Raw genomic sequence first — 20,986 nt, forward strand, 5'->3', positions numbered from 1 at the left:
GGGGGGGGGGGGGGGGGGGGGGGGGGCGCCATGGCCACGCGTCAGACGTGGGTCCTGCGCCGTTTCCTGCCGTTCACAAGTTCGCCCGGACCTCGTGTTGACACGTGTCTCGCTTCGCCTTATGGTAACTGTTAACAGTAAACAGAACGTTCGATGGTGATCGGTTCTCCGGATCGTTTCGCCGTCCAGAAGGGCTCCGCGAGATGACTTCCGCCTCCTCCGCCGTCGGTGACGGCCGCACCGTGATCGTCGGACCCGTGCGCTACGCCGAGCTGTGCGGGTCGGGCCGACAGTTGCTTCTCGATCATGGATTCACGCTCGTCGAGAACGAGACCACGGTGCCCTGGACCCAGGCCGAGCTGCACTCCCTCCTCGTGGGTGCGGACGCCGCGGTCGCGGGGGTCGAGGTGTACGACCAGGACGCTCTCGCCCACGCCAATCGGTTGCAGATCATCTCGCGCCTCGGCGTCGGCCTCGACAACATCGATCTCGACGCGACCCGGACTCGTGGCATCCACGTCGTCAACGTCCCGGGGGGCAACGCCGCAGCCGTCGCGGAACTGGCCATCGGCTTCATGATCGCGGTGCTGCGCCGTCTGCCCGAGATGGATGCCGCAACCAAGGCCGGACGGTGGGACCGATTCGTCGGGCGCGAACTCGCCGGAAAGTCCATCGGCCTGATCGGATTCGGCGCGATCGCGCAGCTCGTCGCGCGCCGACTGCACGGCTTCGACGTCGCCGTCACCGCCTTCGACCCGTTTGCCGACGAGGCCGCCGCCGCCCGCCTCGGCGTCCGCCTCGTCGACAGCGCGGCCGCAGCCATCGCCGACGTCGACATCGTCAGCGTCCACGCCCCGCATGTCGCCGCAACCCACCACATCGTCGACGACGCGCTCATCGGAGCGATGCGCGAGGGCACGATCCTCGTCAACACCGCTCGCGGCGGACTGGTCGACCAGGCCGCTCTGGTACGCGGTCTGGAATCCGGTCGCATCGCGGGCGCCGGCCTCGACGTCTTCGAGGTCGAGCCCACCTCGGCCACGAACCCCCTTTTCGCTCATCCGAACGTCGTCGTCGCGCCCCACGCGGCGGCCGACAGCCGCGAAGCATACGAACGCATCGGCCTGGCCACAGCCCGGGCGATCGTCGACGTCTTCGCCGGGCGCCTTCCCGAGGCGCTCGTCGCATAACTCCCGCTGCAGTCACCACCCCGAGAGGAACACCGATGTTCACCACACCGCACACCCGACGCGTCGTCGCGGGACTGGCCGCCGCAGGCGCGGTCGTCCTCGCGCTGACCGGATGCGCCGGCGGATCGGGCGGCGATGACGCCCCCGTCTCCGAGATCACCGTCGTCGCCGCAAACAGCCCCTGGGTCGAGGGGGTGAAGACCCTCGCGACCAAGTACAAGGACGAGACCGGGATCACGGTCAACATCGAGGCCTACGGCAATGAGCAGCTCAACGACAACTACAAGGTCAAGCTGAACGCCTCGTCCGCCGACTTCGACGTCATGGCCTTCCAGGTGCAAGACGTCATGCGGGAGTTCTCGCGCAACGGCTGGCTCGCCGACATGACGGACTACGTCGCTTCCGATGCCGCATGGAACTGGGAGGACTTCCAGCCCGCCGCCCGCGACGCCGTGCAGCTCGACGGCACCGTATACGGAGTCCCGGTCATGACCGAGCGTCAGATCGTGTACTACCGCGCCGACCTGCTGCAGGCGGCCGGCATGCCCGTCCCGGAGACTCTCGACGAGCTCGAGTCGGCGGTCGCGGCCCTGCACGACCCGGATGCCGGCATGTACGGCATCGCGATGCGCGGCTCGCGTGTGCCGCTGGTCACGCAGCTCTCGTCCTTCCTGTACAGCTACGGCGCCGACTTCCAGGATGCTGACGGCAACGCCAGCGTCGACACGCCCGAGGCCGTCGAGGCCATCGAGTTCTACGGCGACCTGCTCAGCAACTACGGTCCTCCCGGAGTCACCAACATGGGCTGGGTCGAGGCGTCCGCACTGTTCGCCCAGGGCAAGGCGGCGTTCTACATCGACGCTGACAGCCAGGCCTACACCTTCCTCGACGCAAGCAAGAGCAGCGTCGTCGACACGGTCGGATTCGCGCAGTTCCCGGCAGGTCCCGCGGGCTCCCACTTCTACAACATCGTCCCGCAGACGGTGGGGATCAACGAGTTCTCCACCAAAAAGGACGCCGCGTGGGACTTCATCAAGTGGGTCACCAACGAGGAGAACACGACGTGGCTCCTCGCGAACGAGACCGTGCCCGGTGCGCGCCAGTCCGCGTGGGCCGACGATGCCGCCGTGGCGTCCTTCCCCGCGGGCCTCGTCGACATCGTCCGCGACGTCGCCGACCACGGTGTCGGTCACGACCGCCCGCGCCTCGAGCAGGTCGCGGCGGCGCGCGAGATCGTCGGCGGCCCCGTGATCACCGCGATCGAGGGAGGGGATGTCGCCGAGGCAGCGGCATCCGCCAACTCCCAGTTCCAGGACCTCCTCGACTCCGAGAAGTGACCCGACGGGGCCCCGGCGATGCCGCCGGGGCCCCGTCCCCCGACCGAAAGAGGAACGATGGCGACCCTCACCGCCCCACGCCGTCGCGTCACCCCCGCGACCCGCGCCGTCGACTGGATCGACGCGCACCTCAAATGGATTCTCATCGCCCCCTCGGTGGTGTTCATCGCCCTGCTGATCGCCTTCCCGATCGGCTACACCGTGTTCCTGTCGATGACCGACTCCGCGGGGGCCGTCTCACGGCCGTTCCAGTTCGTCGGCTTCGAGAACTACATCGGGTGGCTCACCGATACCGAGCGGTTCTGGCCGGCGGTCGGGCGCACCGCTTACTTCACTGGCATGGCGCTCGCCCTCGAGATCGTGCTGGGCCTCGCCATCGCGCTGCTGCTGCGCAAGACCTTCCGTGGCCAAAGCCTGGTGCGCGTGTTCATCCTCTTGCCCCTCGTCGCCACCCCGGTGGCTGTCGGCATGATGTGGCTGCTCATCTTCGAGCCCTCGATCGGTTTCGCCAACGTCGTCATGCGCTTCCTCGGACTGCCTCCGCAGGGATGGCTGTCCGACCCGTCGATGGCGCTGAACACCCTGATCTTCATCGATGTCTGGCAATGGACGCCGATGGTCATCCTGATTCTGCTGGCAGGGCTGTCCACGCTGCCCGAAGAGCCGGACGAGGCCGCCCGCGTCGACGGGGCGAACGCCTGGCAGCGCTTCCGCCACATCACCCTGCCGCTGCTGGCCCCGGTGATCGCCGCCGCCGCGATCCTGCGCTCCATCGATGCGATGAAGACCTTCGACATCATCTACGCCACCAAGGGCATCGGCGGGGGTTCCAGCCACGAGGCCGAGACGTTGAACATTCTCGCCTACGGCCAGGCGTTCCAGTTCTCGCAATACGGCAAGGCCTCCGCGTTGCTGATGCTCTTCTTCGTCCTCATCATCGTCGTCCTGCTCGCCCTCGCGATCCTGCGCAATCGAGGAGCCCGCTCATGAGCGCCACCCTGACCCCCGTCACCACCCGTCGGACGGCCTCTGCGCCCCTCGGCGCATCGTCCCCCATTCCGAAGCGCCGACCGCGTCGACCGGCCGCGGTCGTCGGCGGGGTGGCCCGCGTCGTCGCGATCATCGTGGTGGTCCTGTCGTTCCTGGTCCCGTTGATCTGGATGTTCCTGGCGAGTCTGAAACGCAACCTCGACGTCGTCGACCCGTCCAAGACGTTCGCCTTCGAACCCACCCTGGGCAACTACGACACGGTGTTCGGTGCGCAGAACTTCCTGCCCATCATCGGCAACAGCATCTTCGTGGGTGCGGGTGCCACGCTTCTGGCCCTGGCCATCGGTGTACCCGCGGCCTACGGCATCGCCCGGTACAAGGCACAGAGCACCACCGCGTTCCTGCTGATGGCACGAGTGATTCCCGGCGTGAGCCTGCTCATCCCGTGGTACTTCCTGTTCTCGCAGGTACAGCTGGTGGGCACGTACACGGTGCTGATCCTCACGCACCTGTTCGTCACGATGCCGCTCGTGGTGGCCATCATGTCGAGTTTCTTCGACGGCATCCCGGTCGAACTCGAGGAGGCCGCTCAGATCGACGGCACCAGTCGGATCGGTGCTTTCCTGCGCGTCGTCCTTCCGCTGTCGGTGCCGGGCGTCGCGACCGCGGCCATCCTGTCGTTCATCTTCAGCTGGAACAACTTCCTCTTCGCGCTCGTCCTCTCCAGTCAGGGGACGAGGACGCTCCCGGTCGCAATCGTGAACTTCACCAGCTATGCCGCTGTCGACTGGGGTGGGCTCATGGCCGCCGCGGTGGTCATCACGGTGCCCGTGATGATCGTGGCGCTGGTCGCGCAAAGATACGTCGTCAGCGGGCTGACCGCCGGCGCGACGAAGGGCTGACGCGTGCCTCGGTCGACCGCGTGGATCATCGGGGGCGGCTCCGGCATCGGTGAGGCCGCCGCGTGGGCGCTCGCCCTGGCGGACAAGCACGTGATCGTGTCCGGGCGGCGTCAGGTCGAGCTGGACCGCGTGGTCGAGCGGGTGCGGGCTGCGGGCGGGTCGGCCTCTGCCGCGGTGCTGGACGTCGGGGACGCGTCCGCGGTTCGCGCGACGGCCGACGTGATCGCCCACCGTCACGGCCCCGTCGGCACGCTCGTCTACAGCGCTGGTACCAACGTCCGCCGGCGGTTCTGGGACTCGGTGCAGCCCGTCGACATCGAGAACGTGATGGATGCCAACCTGCACGGCGCCGTGCGCGCCATCCACGCCGTGCTCCCCGCGATGCGGGCGCGACGCGAGGGGAGGATCGTCCTGGTCTCGTCGTGGGCCGCATGGCGCTTCTCACCCGGCGCGGGCCCGGCCTACTCCGCCAGCAAGGCGGCGCTGGGCGTCCTCGCCGAGACGCTGAACGCCGCCGAGGGCCGCGGCGGCGTCACAGCGACGCACCTGTGCCCCGGTGAGGTGGCCACCGACATCCTCGACACGCGCCCCGAGCCGCCGTCCGCCGAAGCCCGCGGACTCATGCTGCGCCCCGACGATCTCGGCGAGGCCATCGCCTGGCTCGCGGGTCTGCCCGCGCACGTGTGCGTCAACGAGCTCGTCGTCACCCCCGCCGCCAATTCCTCCTACGCCTGATCCGACCCAGAAAGGTCCTCATGTCCCGTCGTGACATCGTCACCGCCATCCCCACCAGCTTCCGCCGCGACGGCGCACTCGACGTCGAGGGGAGCCGAGAGATCTTCCGTTACGTCGCCCGCTCGGGCAACGAGGGCGCGTTCGTCCTCGGCACGACCGGGGAGTTCCCCGCTGTCGACGACGAGGAGTTCCGCACGCTCGTGTCGATGGCCGTCGAGGAGCTCTCCGGCCACCTGCGGGTCATTGCGCACGTCGGCCAGCCCAGCGCCTACGAGGCGGTCCGTCGTGTGCGCACCGCGCGTGATCTCGGGGTGACGGAGTTCGCCGCCCTGACCCCGTACTACCTCCCCGCTGCGGACGAGGCCGTCTACGACTACTTCGCCCAGGTCGCGGACGCGGTCGGCGACGGGTCGCTGTACGTCTACGTGTATCCCAAGCGCAGCGGCATCCCGGTCTCCCCAGCCCTGCTCGCACGGCTCGCCGAACTGCCTGCGGTCGTCGGCGCGAAGGTCAGCGAGCTCTCTCTCGCCGAACTCGCCGCGTACCGCGCGGTCGTGCCCGAGGACTTCGTGCTGTACACCGGTGCCGACCGTGAGCTCGTGGCCGCCGGGGAGTCGGGGGCGCAAGGCGTCGTGTCCGGGGTATCGTCGGTGCTGCCCAAGCCGTTCCGCGAGCTCGCCCGTGCCGCCGACGCCGGCGACGAGGACGCCCTCGCCCGTGCGCAGGCCGCAGTCGACGACATCGTGGCCGTGATCGGTGGCGACATGGCGCGGATGAAGGCCGCCTATCGGATCATGGGTGTCGCCGACGGCGTGTGCCGGATGGCGCTGGTCGAGCCCGACGGAGCGACGATCACCGAGATCGAGCGCGTCGTCGCCACGTACCGGTGACCGCGCCGGTCGTCGTCGTCGGTTCCATCAACGCCGACGAGACGCTGCCCGTTGCGACCTGGCCGACACCGGGCGAGACATCGCTGCTGGCCGGTCCGGTCCGCCGCGGTCTCGGTGGCAAAGGCGCGAACCAGGCCGTCGCCGCCGCGCTCGCCGGGGCGGATGTCGCCCTCGTCGGGGCCGTCGGTGAGGACGCCTCGGGGGCCGATGCCCTGCGGAGCCTCCGCGACGACGGCGTGAACGTCGATGGCGTGCGCACGCTGGCCGGTGCCACCGGGCGAGCGCTCATCCTGGTCGACCCCCACGGCGAGAACCTGATCCTCGTCGACCCCGGGGTCAACGCCGTGGTCGATGAGGGAACGGTCCGTGCGGCCGCCCGCCATTGGACTGCCGCCACCGTCGTGCTCGTGCAGGGTGAAGTGTCGCGAGCGGCCATCGATGCCGTCGCGCACTCGTGCCGCGCCATCGGAGCGCGGTTCGTCCTGAATCTCGCGCCCTTCCTCGAGGTGGACGCCGACACGCTCGCGACCGCGGATCCTCTCGTCGTCAACGAGATCGAGGCGGCGCAGATCGGCATCGACCCGACGGCGGAGGCCGGGACGTCGCCCGCGCGCTCCCTCGTTGTCACCCTCGGCGGCGACGGAGCGGTCGTCCGCACGGCGAGCGTCACGGAGAGGCTTCCCGCGCGGCCGGTCGAGGTCGTCGACACGACGGGCGCGGGCGACGCGTTCGTCGGCACCCTCGCCGCCCGGCTCGCCGCCGGGGCAGATCTGGTCGCCGCCGCCGGGGCGGCCACCGCGGCCGCGGCGTACGCGGTCGCCCATTCCGGGGCCGCCTCGTCGTACGGAACCCGCAACCAGATCGAGCACTTCGCTCGCGCCCGCTGACGGCGCGCCCACCCCACCACGCCTCCCCGAGGAAAAGGACATCGTCGTGAACCCGTACACTCTCCCCGAACTCCGCCGCCGCCCCGAGGCTCCGGCATCCACGGCCTACCTCATCGCCTCGGGCGATCTGCGGGAGTCGGCCAACGTCGCCGGCTGGCCCGCGCAGGAGGCGATGGAGAAGGCCGTCACCGCCGCCTTCGCCGAGGAGGGATGGAGCGTCGTGCGCGCCAACGCCGTCGACCCCGCGACGGGCCACGGGTTCATCTCGAGCCAGCGGATGGGGCTCGAAGTCTTCACCGTCATCCCGACCGAGGCGCCCCTGATCGTGGCCGAGGCGGTGTGGCAGTACTCGCATCATGTGCTCGCCGGACTCCGGACGCACCGCGGCCCCATCCTCACCCTGGCCAACTTCGCGGGCGAATGGCCGGGACTGGTGGGGCTTCTGGGCCTCAACGCGGGTCTGGCGAAGATGGGCAAGGAGCACTCGACGCTGTGGTCGGTGGACTTCACCGACGAGTGGTTCCGGTCACGTCTGCGGGAGTGGATCGAGACCGGCCGCATCACCCACGATGTTTCGCACGTCCGGCCGCTTCCCGCCCTGCCGGACAGCCCGGAAGTCGAACTTGGACGCGCTCTCGGGTCCGAATTGCTCCTGGACAAGGCGATCATCGGCGTCTTCGACGAGGGCTGCATGGGCATGTACAACGCGATCTTCGACGACGAGCTCCTCAACCCGATCGGCATCTACAAGGAGCGGCTGTCGCAGTCCGCCCTCTACGCGGAGATGCTGCGGGTCGAGGACTCCGAGGCGGACGCAGCGTTCGAGTGGCTGACGTCGGCGGGCATGGTGTTCCGATTCGGTGTCGACCCGGCGACCGAGCTCACGCGTGATCAGGTTCAGTGGCAGGTGAAGATGTACATCGCCGCGGTGCGTATGGCCGATGACTTCGGTCTGGACGCCGTCGGCATCCAGTACCAGCAGGGACTCAAAGATCTCGTGCCCGCCTCGGACCTCGCCGAGGGGATCCTCAACACGACGGACCGCCCGCCTGTGTTCTCCCGCGACGGACGGCGCGAGCTCTTCGCCGGACGAGCGATTCCGCACTTCAACGAGGCCGACGAGGGAGTCGCCGTCGACGCATTGGTCACCGACCGGATCTGGCGGGCGATGGGGCTGGTTCCCGACAACACGCTGCACGATGTGCGGTGGGGGGAGGACTACCAGGGGCGGTTCGTCTGGGTGTACGAGATCTCGGGGTCGGTCCCGGCGTCGCACCTGGGCGGATGGGAGCACGCCGAAGGGTGGCGTCAGGGAGAGGTCTTCTTCCCGGCCGGCGGGGCGACGATCAACGGCGTCTCCCGCCCGGGCGAGGTCGTCATCTCGCGCGTGTTCCTCGCGGACGGCACCCTTCAGGTCGATCTTCTACGTGGGTCGGTCGTCGAACTCCCGGAGGAGGAGACGCGTCGCCGTAAGGAGATGACGAACCCGGAGTGGCCGATCGCACACGTCGTGCTCCACGACGTCGACCGCGATCAGTTCATGGCCCGGCACAAGGCCAACCACGCGCAGGTCGTCTACGCCCCGGATGCCGAGACCGCCGACCGCGCTCTCGTCGCCAAGGCGGCGATGTTCGATCGGATCGGGGTGAAGGTCAACCTCGTCGGACGCGTCACCCTATAGAGGGCGAGTGGCGCTCACCCGGGTGGTCCGCGGGCATCGGCCGGGGACGAGGGCGAGCGGCGCCTCTAGAGTGCGAACATGACGCTCTCCTCCGCACAGCCCTCGGCGCGTGACCGCGGCGACAGTGCCGCGACGACGCGCTGGGAGACGTGGACCTACTGGCCGCTCACCGCACTCGCGCTGCTGTGGATCTTCGTCTACACCGCGCAGGTGATCGGCGACGTCCGCGGCACGTGGCAGGGCGTCACTTCCGCGTTCATGCTCGCTCTGCAGCTCGTGTTCGCCGGCGACTACGTCGTTCGTCTGGTGTGGTCCCGTCGGAAAGGGACCTGGTTCCGCCACCACCTCCTCGACCTCGGCGTGGTGTTCGTGCCGATCCTGCGGCCGGTGCGACTGCTGAGCGCCTTGACGCGACTGACGAGCTTCACCCGCACGGCGGGCAGTTCGGTGCGCGCCCAGCTCGTCATCTACGGCCTCGGCAGCATGCTGCTGCTCGTCTGGCAGGTCTCGCTCGTCGTGCTGCAGGCGGAGCGGCACACCCCCGGCGCGAACATCCTGACCTTCGGCGACGCGGTGTGGTGGGCCTTCTGCACGGTCACCACCGTCGGCTACGGCGACTACGCCCCCGTTACGGTCGTGGGCCGGATCGCGGCCGTCGTCCTCATGGCCGGTGGTGTGGTGCTCGTGGGGCTCATCGTCGCGACGATCTCGTCGTGGGCGTCCGATCGCGTCTCCCACACTCACGCGCTCCGGCGGGCCTCCGTCGCCGAGAGCGGGGGCGACGACCCGGCGACGCCGACGGGGTGACCCGTACGCTCGAGCCGTCTCAGGCAGGGTCGAGTCGCAGCACGGTGGCCGCTTCGCCGACCCGCAGGTCGTCGACCACGCGGATCGTGCGGGCGACGTCGTCCACCGCGCCGATCACGGTGCCGAAGCGCTCGCGGTCGGCGCACACGGCCGTGACCGTGACGAAGTGCGCGCCCGTGTCCCACGTGTAGGTCGCGAACGGGGGCGTGCGCGCGTCGGAGGGGAGCGGCATCGCGAGCTTCTCGCCGACCCCGAGGTGCGGATTGCGGAACGACTCGGTGTCGTCGTACTCCATGGGCATCATCGCGCGGGCGGCACGCAACTGCGCCGTCGCCTCCTGCAACTGCGCCATGACGACGAGCAGGTCGGGGTCGCTGCGCCACACCCACACGAGCACGCGGCCCGCGGCGCGACGCATGAGCAGGGGCGCCGCCTGGCTCGCCACCCAGGCGAAGAGTCCGCTGCCGGGGCGCTCGGTCGAGCCGACCGCGCGGTTCGCCTGCGTCAGCAGCATCCGGATCGCCGCCTTGCGATGGCGCCGGCCGCGCCAGCCCAACGAGCCCGTGACGGGCACCCAGAGGTCGGTGGGGGCGTCGGCCTGGAGTCGAGGCATGGTTCCAGCCTACGAGTCGGGATGCCGGGATGCCGGGTGTCGGGCTACGCCGTCGGCGGACGCCTCCCGCGATGTCGGAGGTTCGTGCCAGTCTGTATCCGCGGTGATCGCGCCGCCCCGATCTGACATCCGGAGACCGTCGTGCTCGGAAAAATCCTCATTCGGTACCTCTCGAAGTACCGCTGGCTCCTCGTCGCCATTCTCGCCTTCCAGGCCGCGTCCGCGATCGCGACCCTGTACCTGCCGCGCCTGAACGCCGACATCATCAACCTCGGCGTCGCCCAGGGCGACACCGGCTACATCTGGTCGCGCGGGGTGATCATGCTGGTCATCTCCCTCGGTCAGATCACGGCATCCGTCATCGCGACGTACTTCGCCGCGCGGGCCGCGATGGCCGCCGGGCGCGACATCCGCCGCGATGTGTTCGAGCGCGTGAGCGGCTTCTCCGAGCGCGAGCTGTCGCAGTTCGGCGCCGGGTCGCTCATCACGCGCAACACCAACGACGTCCAGCAGGTGCAGATGCTCGCGATGATGGGCGCGACGATGCTCGTGAGCGCTCCGCTCCTCGCCATCGGCGGCATCATCATGGCGCTCCAGCAAGACGTCGGGCTGAGCTGGCTCATCGGCGTCGCTGTTCCCGTGCTGCTGGTGCTGGTCGCGCTGATCATCGCCCGGATGGTCCCGCTCTTCCGCAGCTACCAGACCAAGCTCGACGCCGTGAACCGCATCATGCGGGAGCAGCTGACCGGCGTCCGCGTCGTGCGGGCCTTCGTGCGCGAGCGCATCGAAGAGGAGCGCTTCCGCGGTGCGAACACCGACATCCTCGTCGTCGGCCGGAAGGTGGGGTCGCTCTTCGTCCTGCTCTTCCCGCTGGCGATGCTCGTGCTGAACGTCACGGTCGTGGGCGTCATCTGGTTTGGTGGCATCCAGGTGGATGCCGGCGGCGTCGAGATCGGCACCCTGTTCGCCTTCATCCAGTACGTCGCGCAGATCCTCGGCGGCGTCCTGATGGCGAGCTTCATGACGGTGATGATCCCGCGCGCCGCCGTCTCGGCCGAGCGCATCGGCGAGGTACTCGACAGCACCTCCACTCTCCGCCGCCCCGAGAACCCGGTCGCCGCGTTCCCGGCGCCGGGCGAGGTCGTCTTCGACGACGTGGCCTTCGCCTACCCCGGGGCCGAGGTTCCGGTGGTCTCGGGCATCAGCTTCACCGCCGCCCCGGGCGAGACGGTGGCGATCGTCGGGTCGACGGGCTCGGGCAAGACCACGCTGGTCTCGTTGATCCCCCGTCTGTTCGACGTCACCGACGGCGCGGTGCGCGTCGGCGGGGTCGACGTGCGCGACGCCGACCTCGACGAACTGTGGCGCGGGATCGGACTCGTGCCCCAGCGACCGTTCCTGTTCAGCGGAACGGTGGCATCGAACCTCCGCTTCGGGCGCGAGGAAGCCACCGACGACGAGCTCTGGCGCGCGCTCGAGATCGCCCAGGGGCGTGACTTCGTGAGCGAGATGGAGGGCGGGCTCGAGGCGCGCATCGCTCAGGGCGGCACGAACGTGTCGGGCGGCCAGCGGCAGCGCCTCGCCATCGCCCGTGCCATCGTGCACCGGCCTCGCATCCTCGTCTTCGACGACTCGTTCTCGGCGCTCGATCTGAGTACCGACGCCCGATTGCGCAGAGCGCTCTGGGACGAGCTCCCCGATGTGACGAAGATCGTCGTCGCGCAGCGTGTCTCGACGATCACGGGGGCCGACCGCATCGTCGTACTCGAAGACGGGCGCATGGTCGGCCTCGGCAGCCACGACGAGCTCCTGCGGACCAGCCCCACCTACCGCGAGATCGTGGAGTCGCAGCTGGGGGTGGAAGCATGAGCACGCCCGACGCCCTGACCGAAGAAGACCGCGCCGAGCTCGAGCTCGCCGAGCAGGCGCGCCAGAACTCCGGCGACTGGAACAGCGTCGCACCCGGCAAGGCCGCGGCCTTCGGACCGAGCTTCCGCCGACTCCTCGGACTGCTGCGGCCCTACGCGTGGTCGTTCGCCTTCGTCTCGTTCCTCGGCGCGATCGGTGTCGTGCTCGCGGTCCTCGCCCCGCGCGTGCTCGGCGACGCGACCAACATCATCTTCGAGGGCGTGGTCTCGAAGTCCCTCGCCCAGGGCTTCCCCGAGGGCACGCCGCAAGAGACGGTCGTCGAGGCGCTTCGCGCCGCGGGCCAGGGCGATGTCGCGAACATCGTCTCGGCCATGAACAACTTCCAGGTCGGCGCGGGCGTCGACTTCGACGCCCTCCGCATGGTCATCGTGACCGTGCTCGCCATCTACGTCGGCTCGTCGCTGCTGTCGTGGATCCAGGGCTACGTGATCAACATCATCATGGTGCGCACGATGTGGCGTCTGCGCGAGGACGTCGAGGCCAAGATCAACCGTCTGCCGCTGGCGTACTTCGACAAGGTGCAGCGTGGCGAGCTGATCTCGCGCGTCACGAACGACATCGACAACATCACGCAGACGATGCAGCAGTCGCTCTCGAGCGCCCTCACCTCGGTGCTGACGGTGGTGGGCGTGCTCATCATGATGTTCAGCATCTCGTGGCAACTGGCGCTCGTCGCCCTCGTCTCCCTGCCGCTCATGGCCGTGATCTTCGGGGTCATCGGCCCGAAGTCGCAGAAGGCCTTCGGCGAGCAGTGGAAGAAGGTGGGCCGCCTCAACGTCCGCGTCGAGGAGTCGTTCTCGGGCCACGCGCTGGTCAAGGTCTACGGGCGTGAGAAGGACGCTCGCGAGAAGTTCGAGGTCGAGAACGACGAGCTGTTCGAGGCGAGCTTCCGGGCGCAGTTCCTCTCGGGCATGATCATGCCCGGCATGATGTTCGTCGGAAACCTGACGTATGTCGGTATCGCGGTGCTGGGCGGTCTCATGGTCGCCGGCGGGCAGATCCGCCTCGGCGACGTCCAGGCCTTCATCCAGTATTCGCAGCAGTTCACCCAGCCGCTCTCCCAGCTGGGCGGCATGGCCGCCGTCGTGCAGTCGGGCACCGCCTCGGCCGAGCGCGTCTTCGCGCTGCTCGACGCCGACGAGCAGGACCCGGATGCCGCCGACGCTCCGGCCCACGTCGAGGGTCGCGGCGTCATCGAGTTCGAGTCGGTGCGCTTCTCCTACACGCCCGAGCGTCCGCTCATCCGTGACCTGTCGTTCCGCGTCGAGCCGGGGCAGACGGTCGCGATCGTCGGCCCCACGGGCGCGGGCAAGACGACGCTGGTGAACCTCATCATGAGGTTCTACGAGCTCGACGGCGGGCGGATCCTGCTCGACGGGCAGGACATCGCCGAGCTCCGCCGCGATGACGTCCGTTCGCGCACCGGCATGGTGCTGCAAGACCCGTGGCTGTTCGCCGGCACGATCCGCGACAACATCCGCTACGGGCGGGAGTCCGCGACCGACGACGAGATCGTCGAGGCCGCCGTCGCCACGCGCGTCGACCAATTCGTGCACTCGCTGCCCGAGGGCTACGACACGGTCCTCGACGAAGATGCCGCGAACGTCTCGGCCGGCGAGAAGCAGCTCATCACGATCGCGCGTGCCTTCGTCGCGCGTCCGTCGGTGCTGATCCTCGACGAGGCCACATCGTCGGTCGACACACGCACCGAGCTGCTGCTGCAGCAGGCGATGGCGGCGCTCCGCGCGGGGCGCACGTCCTTCGTCATCGCGCACCGCCTGTCGACGATCCGCGATGCCGACCTCATCCTCGTGATGGAGCACGGCGACATCGTCGAGCAGGGTTCGCACGACGAGCTCATCACCGCCCACGGCGCCTACTGGCGCCTGTACCAGTCTCAGTTCGAGGCCGCCGCGTCGGATCTCGACACCGCGCCGGGTGCCGCCGACGGAGCAGACGGCGGACCGCTCGACGCCCGGTCGGCGGCGGACGCCGATACGCCGGCCTCGGACCAGGCGCTCGTCCTGACGGCCCAGGCTGCGGCCGTGCCGCAAGTGGTTGCAGCCGCCGGCGTCGACGGCCCGCCGCGCCCCGCGCAGGGTTCGCCCACCCCGGATCCGTCGGTCGACGAGACACGATGACGCCTCGCTGAGCGCTCCGCCCCTCCCCGGCGGGACGGTTGCGCGACGGGTTCGGGGCGCATTCCTCGCTTCGGGGCGCGATTCTTCCGCCCCGATCGCAGAATCGCGCCCCGAACCCTGAGCCGCCTGACCGCCGCGGCATCCCGGGGACCGAAAATCCCCTCCGGTACAGTTGTCGAGCGCATGCACCGCACCGTGCGACCCGTTCCGCCGCACAGATAGGCCTCACCACCCGTGACCACTCCTGCGACGCCCGCCCCCTCACCCTCGGAAGACCCCCCGCTCCGGGTCCTCATCGGGGCCGACACCTTCCTCCCGCACGTCAACGGTGCGGCCCGCTTCGCCGAGCGCCTCGCCGCGGGCCTCGTGGCCCGCGGTCACATCGTCCACGTCATGGCCCCCAGCGACGGCCACCAGTCGGGGGTGTTCACCGAGGTCATCGAGGGTGAGCCGATGACGATGCATCGCCTCCCGGCCTACCGCTTCCTGCCGCACGACTGGCTGACCTTCGTGCTGCCGTGGCGGTCGAAGCACTACGCTCGGCGGGTGCTCGACGAGGTGAAGCCCGACGTGGTCCACATCCAGTCGCACATCATCATCGGGCGCGGACTCGCCCGCGAGGCGCGTAAGCGTGGAATCCCCGTGATCGCGACGAACCACGTGATGGCCGAGAACATCCTCGACTTCACGACGCTGCCCGATTCCCTCGACCGCATCTTCGTGAAGCTCGCGTGGGCCGACGCGCAGCGCACCTTCGCCCTCACGCGGGCGGTGACGACCCCGACCCGTCGCGCGGCGGACTTCCTCGAGTCGACCATCGACATCCGAGGCGTGATCCCGGTGTCGTGCGGAATCGACCGCGCGAACTACACGGCCGATCTCGAGCCGCGCGACGCCAACCGCATCCTGTTCGTCGGACGCCTGACGAGCGAGAAGGGTATCGATGTCGTGCTGCGCGCGCTCGCGCAGCTCGACCCCGAGCTCAACACGACGTTCGACGTCGTCGGCGGCGGCGACCAGCGCCGCAACCTCGAGCAGCTCGCCGAGCAGCTGGGCGTCGCCGATCGCGTGACGTTCCACGGCCATGCGTCCGAGGAAGACCTGCGCGCCCTCTACACGCGGGCGAGCGTCTTCGCGATCGCCTCGATCGCGGAACTGCAGTCGATCGCGACGATGGAGGCCATGGCATCCGGTCTGCCGATCGTCGCGGCCAACGCCGTCGCCCTGCCCCACCTCGTGCACGACGGCGAGAACGGGTACCTCTTCGAGCCCGGCAACGCCGAGGAACTCGCCGCCCGCCTCACCGACGTGCTGACCGCCGCACCCGAGGAGCGCCTGCGCATGCAGCAGGCCTCTCTCGACGGGGTGCGCGTGCACGACATCGGCCGCACGCTCGACACCTTCGAGGCCCTGTACCGCGGACGCCCGCTGCCGGAGTGACCGCGTGCATGTGGTGATGTTCGCCGACCAGCACGTCGAATCATCGGGCGGCGCGCAGGTGTCGATGCGGTTGCAGCGGCGGTTCCTCGAACGCGCGGGGCATACCGTCACGGTCGTCGCCCCACGGATGCATCGGCCGACCCCGACCGACCCGGCGTACGTGGATCTGCCGTCGATCCCCGTCACGCCCGACCGCGAGTACGCGATGTCGTGGCCCGGCATCCGCACCGATCGCCTCGTGGATGCCGCGATGGCGGGGCGTCCGCCCGTCGACGTCGTGCACGTGCAGGCGGATTTCTGGGGCGCATTCATCGGTCACCGCTTCGCCGCGCGCCACGGTCTGCCCGTCGTGCACACGATGCACAACCGCGTCGACGTCGGCATCGAGGCGACCGCGCCGTTCCCGGGGCTCGTGCTGCGGGTGCTGAATGCCTGGGCGCGGCGCGCGCTGCGTCCGGCGCTGCGGGCGAAGCTCCCGCGCGAGGCACCCGACGGGTGGGCTTATCTCCGCCGCCTCGCGCACCTGTCGGTCGCGGTCACGGCTCCGTCGGCGCACTTCGCGCGGCGGCTCGAGGCGCACGGTGCGGTGCCGGTGGCCGGCGGAGTCGACGTCGTCTGGAACGGTATCGACGATGACATCCTGGATGCCGCTCTCGCGGCGGGGTCCCCCGGCCGCCGCCCCGGCCGCCCGCGGTTCGTGTGGATTGGTCGCATGAGCCCCGAGAAGAGGCTCCTTCCCTTCCTCAAGGCCGTGGCCGCGGCGGGCATCGACGCCGATGTGGAGATCATCGGCGGCGGAGCCCAGTCGCGCGCGGCCCGGCGTCTCGTGGAGCGCACGCGGCCGGCGGCATCGATCCGATTCGCGGGACGGATGCCGTACGCCCAGACGCTCGCCCGGCTCGCTGCGGCGGACGCCGTCGTGCAGACCTCGATCGGCTTCGAAACCCAAGGGATGACCGTGTTCGAGGCGGCGTCGCTCGGGACGCCGGCCGTGGTCAGCGATCCGGACATCGCGGCCGAGCTGGGCGGGGGAGTGTGGACCGTCGCGGATGCCACGGTCCCGGCGCTCGCCGAGACCCTCCGCCGCGCGGCGTCCGACATCGCCGCGGGCTCCCCGGTCGTCGTGGACCCGACGATCGGGGAGCGGTTCCGGCAGTCGTCGCGTACGGCGGCCATGGTCGAGATCTACGCCCGCGCCGCCGCGCCGCGCTGAGCACGCCGAACGCGGGCCGACGTCGCGGGCACGGGAGCGGGTGCGGGCACGGGAGCGGGCGTGACCTCGGGTGCACGGGCCTCGCGCGGCGCGTCGAGGTCCGTTCCCCCGGGGAGTCGGCGCGGGTCGGTGGGCACGCGGCCGTGGCCGTCGGTGCGGATCAGCCACGCGGAGGCGCCGATCCCGATGAGGGCGAGGATGCCGAAAGCGATGAGGTATGCCATGGCAGAGAAGCTACGTCTGTACGAATCATGCCCGCGAGTGGCATGATGGACGACGTTCGTCACTTTTCTGCCACCCGGAGGATTCATGCGTTCCGTCGCCGTCGTCGTCCAGCCCGGTTTCGCCCCGTTCGAGTTCGGCCTCGCGTGCGAGGCGTTCGGGCTCGACCGCAGCGACGACGGCATCCCGAACTTCGACTTCCGCATCGTGAGTCCCGAGCCGGGCGTCGTGCCGTCGAACATCGGGTTCTCGATCAACGTCGAGCACGGTCTCGACGCCGCGGACGACGTCGACATCCTCGTGCTCGCTCCCGTCCCCCGCGAGCAGTGGGACGCGATCGATCCGCGCGTGACCGCGCTGGTACGGCGGGCGCATGCCCGGGGGGCGTGGTTGCTGAGCGTCTGCAGCGGGTCGTTCGTGATCGCGGCATCCGGGGTGCTCGACGGGCGCCGCGCCACCACGCACTGGCGCTACGCGCAGACGATGGCACGCATGTACCCCGAGATCGAGGTCGACCCCGACGTGCTGTACGTGCAGTCGGACAACATCATCACGAGCGCCGGCACCGCGGCGGGGCTCGACGCGTGCCTGCACCTGCTGCGGCAGGAACTCGGTGCCGAGCTCACCAACCGCATCGCGCGGCGCATGGTCGTGGCGCCGCAGCGCGACGGCGGGCAGGCGCAGTTCATCGCGGCTCCGCTCCCCGTCGACACGTCGCTCTCGCTCGCCCCCGTCACCGAGTGGATGCTGCAGAACCTTCACGCCGATCTGCCGGTCGAGCGGCTCGCGGCGCGCGCGCACATGTCGCCGCGCACGTTCGCCCGCCGGTTCAAGGCCGATTTCGGCGCGACGCCGGCGGCGTGGCTCGCGCGGCAGCGGCTGCTGCACGCCCAGCGGCTGCTCGAAGAGACCGACCTCGGCCTCGACCGCATCGCCGCGGAGTGCGGCTTCGGCTCGGCCGCGGTGCTCCGCCAGAACTTCGCCCGCACGATGGGGCTCACGCCCACGGCCTACCGCGCGCGGTTCTCGTGCGCCGACGACGCGATCGCGGCATCCCTCGAGGCCGTCCCGGCCTGACGGCGAGCGGCGAGCCGTGTCGGGCGCGCACAGAGAAACGGCCCCACCCGAGGGTGGGGCCGTTTCGTTCCGCTCAGGACGCCGGGGTGAAGAACGGGTTGCTGGGTGTCGTGCGTGCGGCGATGACCTCGTCGGTCGCGGGCAGCGAGCGGGCGCCGTTGCGGATCGCCTCGCGCGCGGACTGGCGGTTGTTGCGGTAGATCTGCTCCGCATCGGTCGCTGCGGGATTGACCCACACGGCCGCGATGATCGCGTGCGTGTCCGCCCAGTCGACGGGGATGTCGCCGTCTGCGAGCGCATCGGCGATCCCGGATGCCACCCCCGCCTGCGCCGGCCCCCAGATCAGCAGGCCGTGGGCATCGCTCTCGGGCGCCGACTTGGTGACGAAGAGCGTCAGCGGCTTCACCGGGAGCGACGGACGCAGGACCGCAACGAACGGGACGTGACCCGAACTGGGCGTCGCAAGAGCCGTCGCCCACGCCGTGCCGACGGGGCCGTCGCGGTGCCCGAGCACCGTGTTGATGTGGGCGGCATGCGCCCCCTCGCCGACGAAGCTCTCGCCGATCTGCACGTCAGCGGGCATCAGATGAGACCCTGCTCCGTCAGCCAGTCCGTCGCGACGTCCTCCGGGTCTTCACCGTCGACATCGACCAGTGCGTTGAGCTTCTGCATCTCCTCGGTGGTGAGCAGGGGCGCGATCTCGGCGATGACGTCCGCGATGGCGGGGTACTCGTCGAGCGTCGACTGCTTCAGGGTGAAGGCGCCCTGGTAGACCGGGAAGAACTCCTCGTCGTCGGCGAGGACGACGAGGTCGAGAGCGGGGATGCGGCCGTCGGTCTGGAACACCTCGCCGAAGTTGCAGTCATCGCCCTTCTGGGTGGCGGTGTAGATGACACCGGTGTCCAGCAGTGCGACGTTGGAGTCCGGAACGTCGAGTCCGTACGCGGCCTTGAGTCCGGGCCAGCCGTCATCGCGGGTGGAGAACTCGCTCTCGATGCAGAACGTCTGCTCGTTGGCCGGAAGCGCGGCGATGTCGGAGAGGGAGCTGACACCGAGTTCCTCCGCCTTGTCGGCGCGGACGGCGAACGCGTACGTGTTGTTCAGCGGGGCCGGGTCGAGCCAGGCGATGCCCTTCGCGGCATCCGCTTCCTTCGTCGCCTCGAACTGCGCTTCGGCGCCGGGCACGGGCGCGGTGTTGCCGTTGTAGGTGATCCATGAGGTGCCGGTGTACTCCCAGTACCCGAGGAACTCGTCGTTCTCGAGCGCCTGGCGGACGTTGGCCGAGCCGACGAGCTTTGTGTTGGCCTCGACGTCGGCACCATGGGCGTTCAGGAGCTGCGTGGTGATGTGGGCCAGGATGTACTGCTCCGAGAAGTCCTTGGAGCCGATCTGACCGGTGAGGCCGGCCAACTCGTCGCTCCCGCCGGCGGAGCCGGACGAACCGGAGCCACCGGAACAGGCGGTGAGGGTGAGCGCGCCGAGAGCGGCGACGGCGGCGAGCGAGAGAAGCGGACGACGCTTCATTGTGTCTCCTTGGGTGTGATGCGGTGGGTGGTGCGGGGCGTGAACGGTGATGTTCAGATCCCCTTGGGGGTGAGGAGGTCTTCGGCGAGGCCGGCGATCCAGTCGATGAGCAGGGCGATGCAGGCCACCAGGACGGCGCCGACGACGAGCACCGGGTAACGCTGCAGTTTCAGGCCGTTGACGATCATGTCGCCGAGCCCGCCGGCGTTGATGAACGTGGCGATCGTGGCCACGCCCACGCAGAACACCAGAGCGGTGCGCAAGCCCGCGAGGATGACCGGCACGGCCAGCGGCAGTTCGATCCGGGAGAGCACCTGGACGGGCGTCATCCCCATGCCGCGGGCCGACTCGCGGATCGCGCCGTCGACCTGCTCGATGCCGATCATGGTGTTGCGCAGGACGGGGAGGAACGCGTAGATGACGAGGGCGACGAGCGCCGTCGTGTACCCCGTCTGCCAGACGATGGCCAGGAGGATGACGACACCGACCGCGGGCGTGGCTTGACCGATGTTGGCGAGGGCCAGCACGACGGCGCGGATGGCTCGCGATGGCGTCTTGGCCAGCAGGATGCCGAGGGGGATCGCCAGGACGGCGACCAGGGCGGAGGCGACCACCGTGAGGCTGAGGTGCTCGCCGATGCGCAGGAATAGATAGTCCGGATTGATGGTCCGCTGCTCGATGGAGTCCAGGGTCAGCGACGACACCCACAGGTAAAGCGCCGCCAGGATGATCGCCACGATGACCGGCGTGATGAACCGGCGCCAGACCTTCCTCCCGCCGCGGGCGTGGCGGGCCGCGGCCAGCCGGGCCGCGCCGATGCTCTGCGTCTCGGTGGTGACGGTGGTCATCGTTCGCCGCCCGGGTGTGTCGAGAGACCGTCGACCTCGACGCCGAGGGCGGCGGAGATGCGTTCCATCGTCAACGAGCCGACCGGGCGCCCGTCGCGGTCGACGACGGTGACCGCGGGCGAGCCGTTGAGCACCAGCAGGTCGAGGGCATCGCGGAGATTGTCCGTGATCGACACCGGCACCGCCCCGGCATCCGTCACCGGACCCAGGGGTGCATCGGCGACGGGGATGAGCGCGAGGCGCTTGAGGGCGGCTCCGTGTCCGATGAAGGAGCGAACGTAGTCGTTCGCCGGCGCAGCGAGGATCGCTGCGGGAGTGTCGAACTGCTCGATGCGGCTGCGCTCGGAGAGCACGGCGATCCGATCGCCCAGGCGGATGGCCTCGTCGAAGTCGTGGGTGACGAAGATGATCGTCTTGCCGATGGACTCCTGGAGGCGGAGGAACTCCGCCTGGAGGCGTTCGCGGGTGATGGGATCGGTCGCCCCGAAGGGTTCGTCCATGAGCATGACGGGCGGGTCGGCGGCCAGGGCGCGGGCGACGCCGACGCGCTGCTGCTGGCC

19 protein-coding genes and 1 pseudogene are annotated in these 20,986 nt (G+C 69.7%); 14 read left to right on the plus strand and 6 right to left on the minus strand.

Going from position 1 to position 20,986, the window contains the following annotated elements:
- Positions 1 to 203: 203 nt before the first annotated feature.
- The 9 genes from D8Y23_RS12960 to D8Y23_RS13000 all read left to right on the plus strand — a co-directional run bounded on the left by D8Y23_RS12960 (position 204) and on the right by D8Y23_RS13000 (position 9,419).
- A complete protein-coding gene (locus D8Y23_RS12960) occupies positions 204 to 1,190 on the plus strand; it encodes a phosphoglycerate dehydrogenase (RefSeq protein WP_128218540.1) in 987 nt (328 codons plus the stop codon).
- A 35-nt stretch (positions 1,191 to 1,225) separates the two neighbouring features.
- Positions 1,226 to 2,527: an ABC transporter substrate-binding protein gene (locus tag D8Y23_RS12965; protein ID WP_128218541.1), complete on the plus strand. Its 1,302-nt coding sequence runs from the start codon at positions 1,226 to 1,228 to the stop codon at positions 2,525 to 2,527.
- 57 nt (positions 2,528 to 2,584) lie between these two features.
- Positions 2,585 to 3,517: a carbohydrate ABC transporter permease gene (locus D8Y23_RS12970; RefSeq protein WP_128218542.1), complete on the plus strand. Its 933-nt coding sequence runs from the start codon at positions 2,585 to 2,587 to the stop codon at positions 3,515 to 3,517.
- Positions 3,514 to 4,419 (plus strand): carbohydrate ABC transporter permease, encoded by a 906-nt coding sequence (locus D8Y23_RS12975; protein WP_128218543.1) that lies wholly within the window; start codon positions 3,514 to 3,516, stop codon positions 4,417 to 4,419. Before D8Y23_RS12970 ends, D8Y23_RS12975 begins: the two co-directional genes overlap by 4 nt.
- A gap of 3 nt (positions 4,420 to 4,422) precedes the next feature.
- Positions 4,423 to 5,154: an SDR family oxidoreductase gene (locus tag D8Y23_RS12980; RefSeq protein WP_128218544.1), complete on the plus strand. Its 732-nt coding sequence runs from the start codon at positions 4,423 to 4,425 to the stop codon at positions 5,152 to 5,154.
- Positions 5,155 to 5,174: 20 nt separating this feature from the next.
- Positions 5,175 to 6,044 carry a dihydrodipicolinate synthase family protein gene (locus D8Y23_RS12985; protein WP_128218545.1) on the plus strand — a complete coding sequence of 290 codons (870 nt, stop codon included), beginning with the start codon at positions 5,175 to 5,177 and terminating at the stop codon, positions 6,042 to 6,044.
- Positions 6,041 to 6,931 carry a PfkB family carbohydrate kinase gene (locus D8Y23_RS12990; RefSeq protein WP_128218546.1) on the plus strand — a complete coding sequence of 297 codons (891 nt, stop codon included), beginning with the start codon at positions 6,041 to 6,043 and terminating at the stop codon, positions 6,929 to 6,931. The genes D8Y23_RS12985 and D8Y23_RS12990 overlap by 4 nt, the downstream gene beginning before the upstream one ends.
- A 46-nt stretch (positions 6,932 to 6,977) precedes the next feature.
- Positions 6,978 to 8,612 carry a fucose isomerase gene (locus D8Y23_RS12995; protein WP_128218547.1) on the plus strand — a complete coding sequence of 545 codons (1,635 nt, stop codon included), beginning with the start codon at positions 6,978 to 6,980 and terminating at the stop codon, positions 8,610 to 8,612.
- A gap of 78 nt (positions 8,613 to 8,690) precedes the next feature.
- Positions 8,691 to 9,419, plus strand: a complete 729-nt coding sequence (locus D8Y23_RS13000) for a potassium channel family protein (protein WP_128218548.1) — start codon at positions 8,691 to 8,693, stop codon at positions 9,417 to 9,419.
- A 19-nt stretch (positions 9,420 to 9,438) separates the two neighbouring features.
- Here the strand turns inward: D8Y23_RS13000 and D8Y23_RS13005 are convergent, their stop codons facing one another.
- Positions 9,439 to 10,032 carry a hypothetical protein gene (locus D8Y23_RS13005; RefSeq protein WP_128218549.1) on the minus strand — a complete coding sequence of 198 codons (594 nt, stop codon included), beginning with the start codon at positions 10,030 to 10,032 and terminating at the stop codon, positions 9,439 to 9,441.
- 141 nt (positions 10,033 to 10,173) lie between these two features.
- Between D8Y23_RS13005 and D8Y23_RS13010 the strand changes: the two genes are divergently transcribed.
- From D8Y23_RS13010 to D8Y23_RS13025, 4 genes are all read left to right on the plus strand, one after another.
- Positions 10,174 to 11,901, plus strand: coding sequence for an ABC transporter ATP-binding protein (locus D8Y23_RS13010; protein WP_128218550.1), 1,728 nt, complete (start codon positions 10,174 to 10,176; stop codon positions 11,899 to 11,901).
- Positions 11,898 to 14,102, plus strand: a complete 2,205-nt coding sequence (locus D8Y23_RS13015; protein WP_240663898.1) for an ABC transporter ATP-binding protein — start codon at positions 11,898 to 11,900, stop codon at positions 14,100 to 14,102. Before D8Y23_RS13010 ends, D8Y23_RS13015 begins: the two co-directional genes overlap by 4 nt.
- 234 nt (positions 14,103 to 14,336) lie before the next feature.
- Positions 14,337 to 15,542 carry a glycosyltransferase gene (locus D8Y23_RS13020; RefSeq protein ID WP_128218551.1) on the plus strand — a complete coding sequence of 402 codons (1,206 nt, stop codon included), beginning with the start codon at positions 14,337 to 14,339 and terminating at the stop codon, positions 15,540 to 15,542.
- Between the two features lie 4 nt (positions 15,543 to 15,546).
- Entirely contained in the window at positions 15,547 to 16,755 is a 1,209-nt protein-coding gene (locus D8Y23_RS13025; RefSeq protein ID WP_128218552.1) for a glycosyltransferase, read from the plus strand.
- Here D8Y23_RS13025 and D8Y23_RS13030 read toward each other — a convergent pair.
- Positions 16,728 to 16,979 carry a hypothetical protein gene (locus D8Y23_RS13030; RefSeq protein ID WP_128218553.1) on the minus strand — a complete coding sequence of 84 codons (252 nt, stop codon included), beginning with the start codon at positions 16,977 to 16,979 and terminating at the stop codon, positions 16,728 to 16,730. The two genes, D8Y23_RS13025 and D8Y23_RS13030, sit on opposite strands and share 28 nt — an antisense overlap.
- Positions 16,980 to 17,064: 85 nt before the next feature.
- On the opposite strand from D8Y23_RS13030, the gene D8Y23_RS13035 reads away from it, so the two are divergent.
- A complete protein-coding gene (locus tag D8Y23_RS13035; RefSeq protein ID WP_128218554.1) occupies positions 17,065 to 18,054 on the plus strand; it encodes a GlxA family transcriptional regulator in 990 nt (329 codons plus the stop codon).
- 73 nt (positions 18,055 to 18,127) lie between these two features.
- Here D8Y23_RS13035 and fae read toward each other — a convergent pair whose 3' ends face one another.
- The 4 genes and pseudogenes from fae to D8Y23_RS13055 all read right to left on the minus strand — a co-directional run.
- Positions 18,128 to 18,637, minus strand: a complete 510-nt coding sequence (fae, locus tag D8Y23_RS13040) for a formaldehyde-activating enzyme (RefSeq protein WP_128218555.1) — start codon at positions 18,635 to 18,637, stop codon at positions 18,128 to 18,130.
- Complete coding sequence (locus tag D8Y23_RS13045) at positions 18,637 to 19,578, minus strand: glycine betaine ABC transporter substrate-binding protein (RefSeq protein WP_128218556.1); 942 nt, start codon at positions 19,576 to 19,578, stop codon at positions 18,637 to 18,639. The genes fae and D8Y23_RS13045 overlap by 1 nt, the downstream gene beginning before the upstream one ends.
- Before the next feature lie 53 nt (positions 19,579 to 19,631).
- A complete protein-coding gene (locus D8Y23_RS13050; protein WP_128218557.1) occupies positions 19,632 to 20,426 on the minus strand; it encodes an ABC transporter permease in 795 nt (264 codons plus the stop codon).
- Positions 20,423 to 20,986, minus strand: a pseudogene (locus D8Y23_RS13055) (ABC transporter ATP-binding protein); the annotation flags it as partial. The gene D8Y23_RS13050 and the pseudogene D8Y23_RS13055, both read right to left, overlap by 4 nt.

Source organism: Microbacterium enclense (genome assembly GCF_004022425.1).
GTDB lineage: Bacteria > Actinomycetota > Actinomycetes > Actinomycetales > Microbacteriaceae > Microbacterium > Microbacterium enclense_A.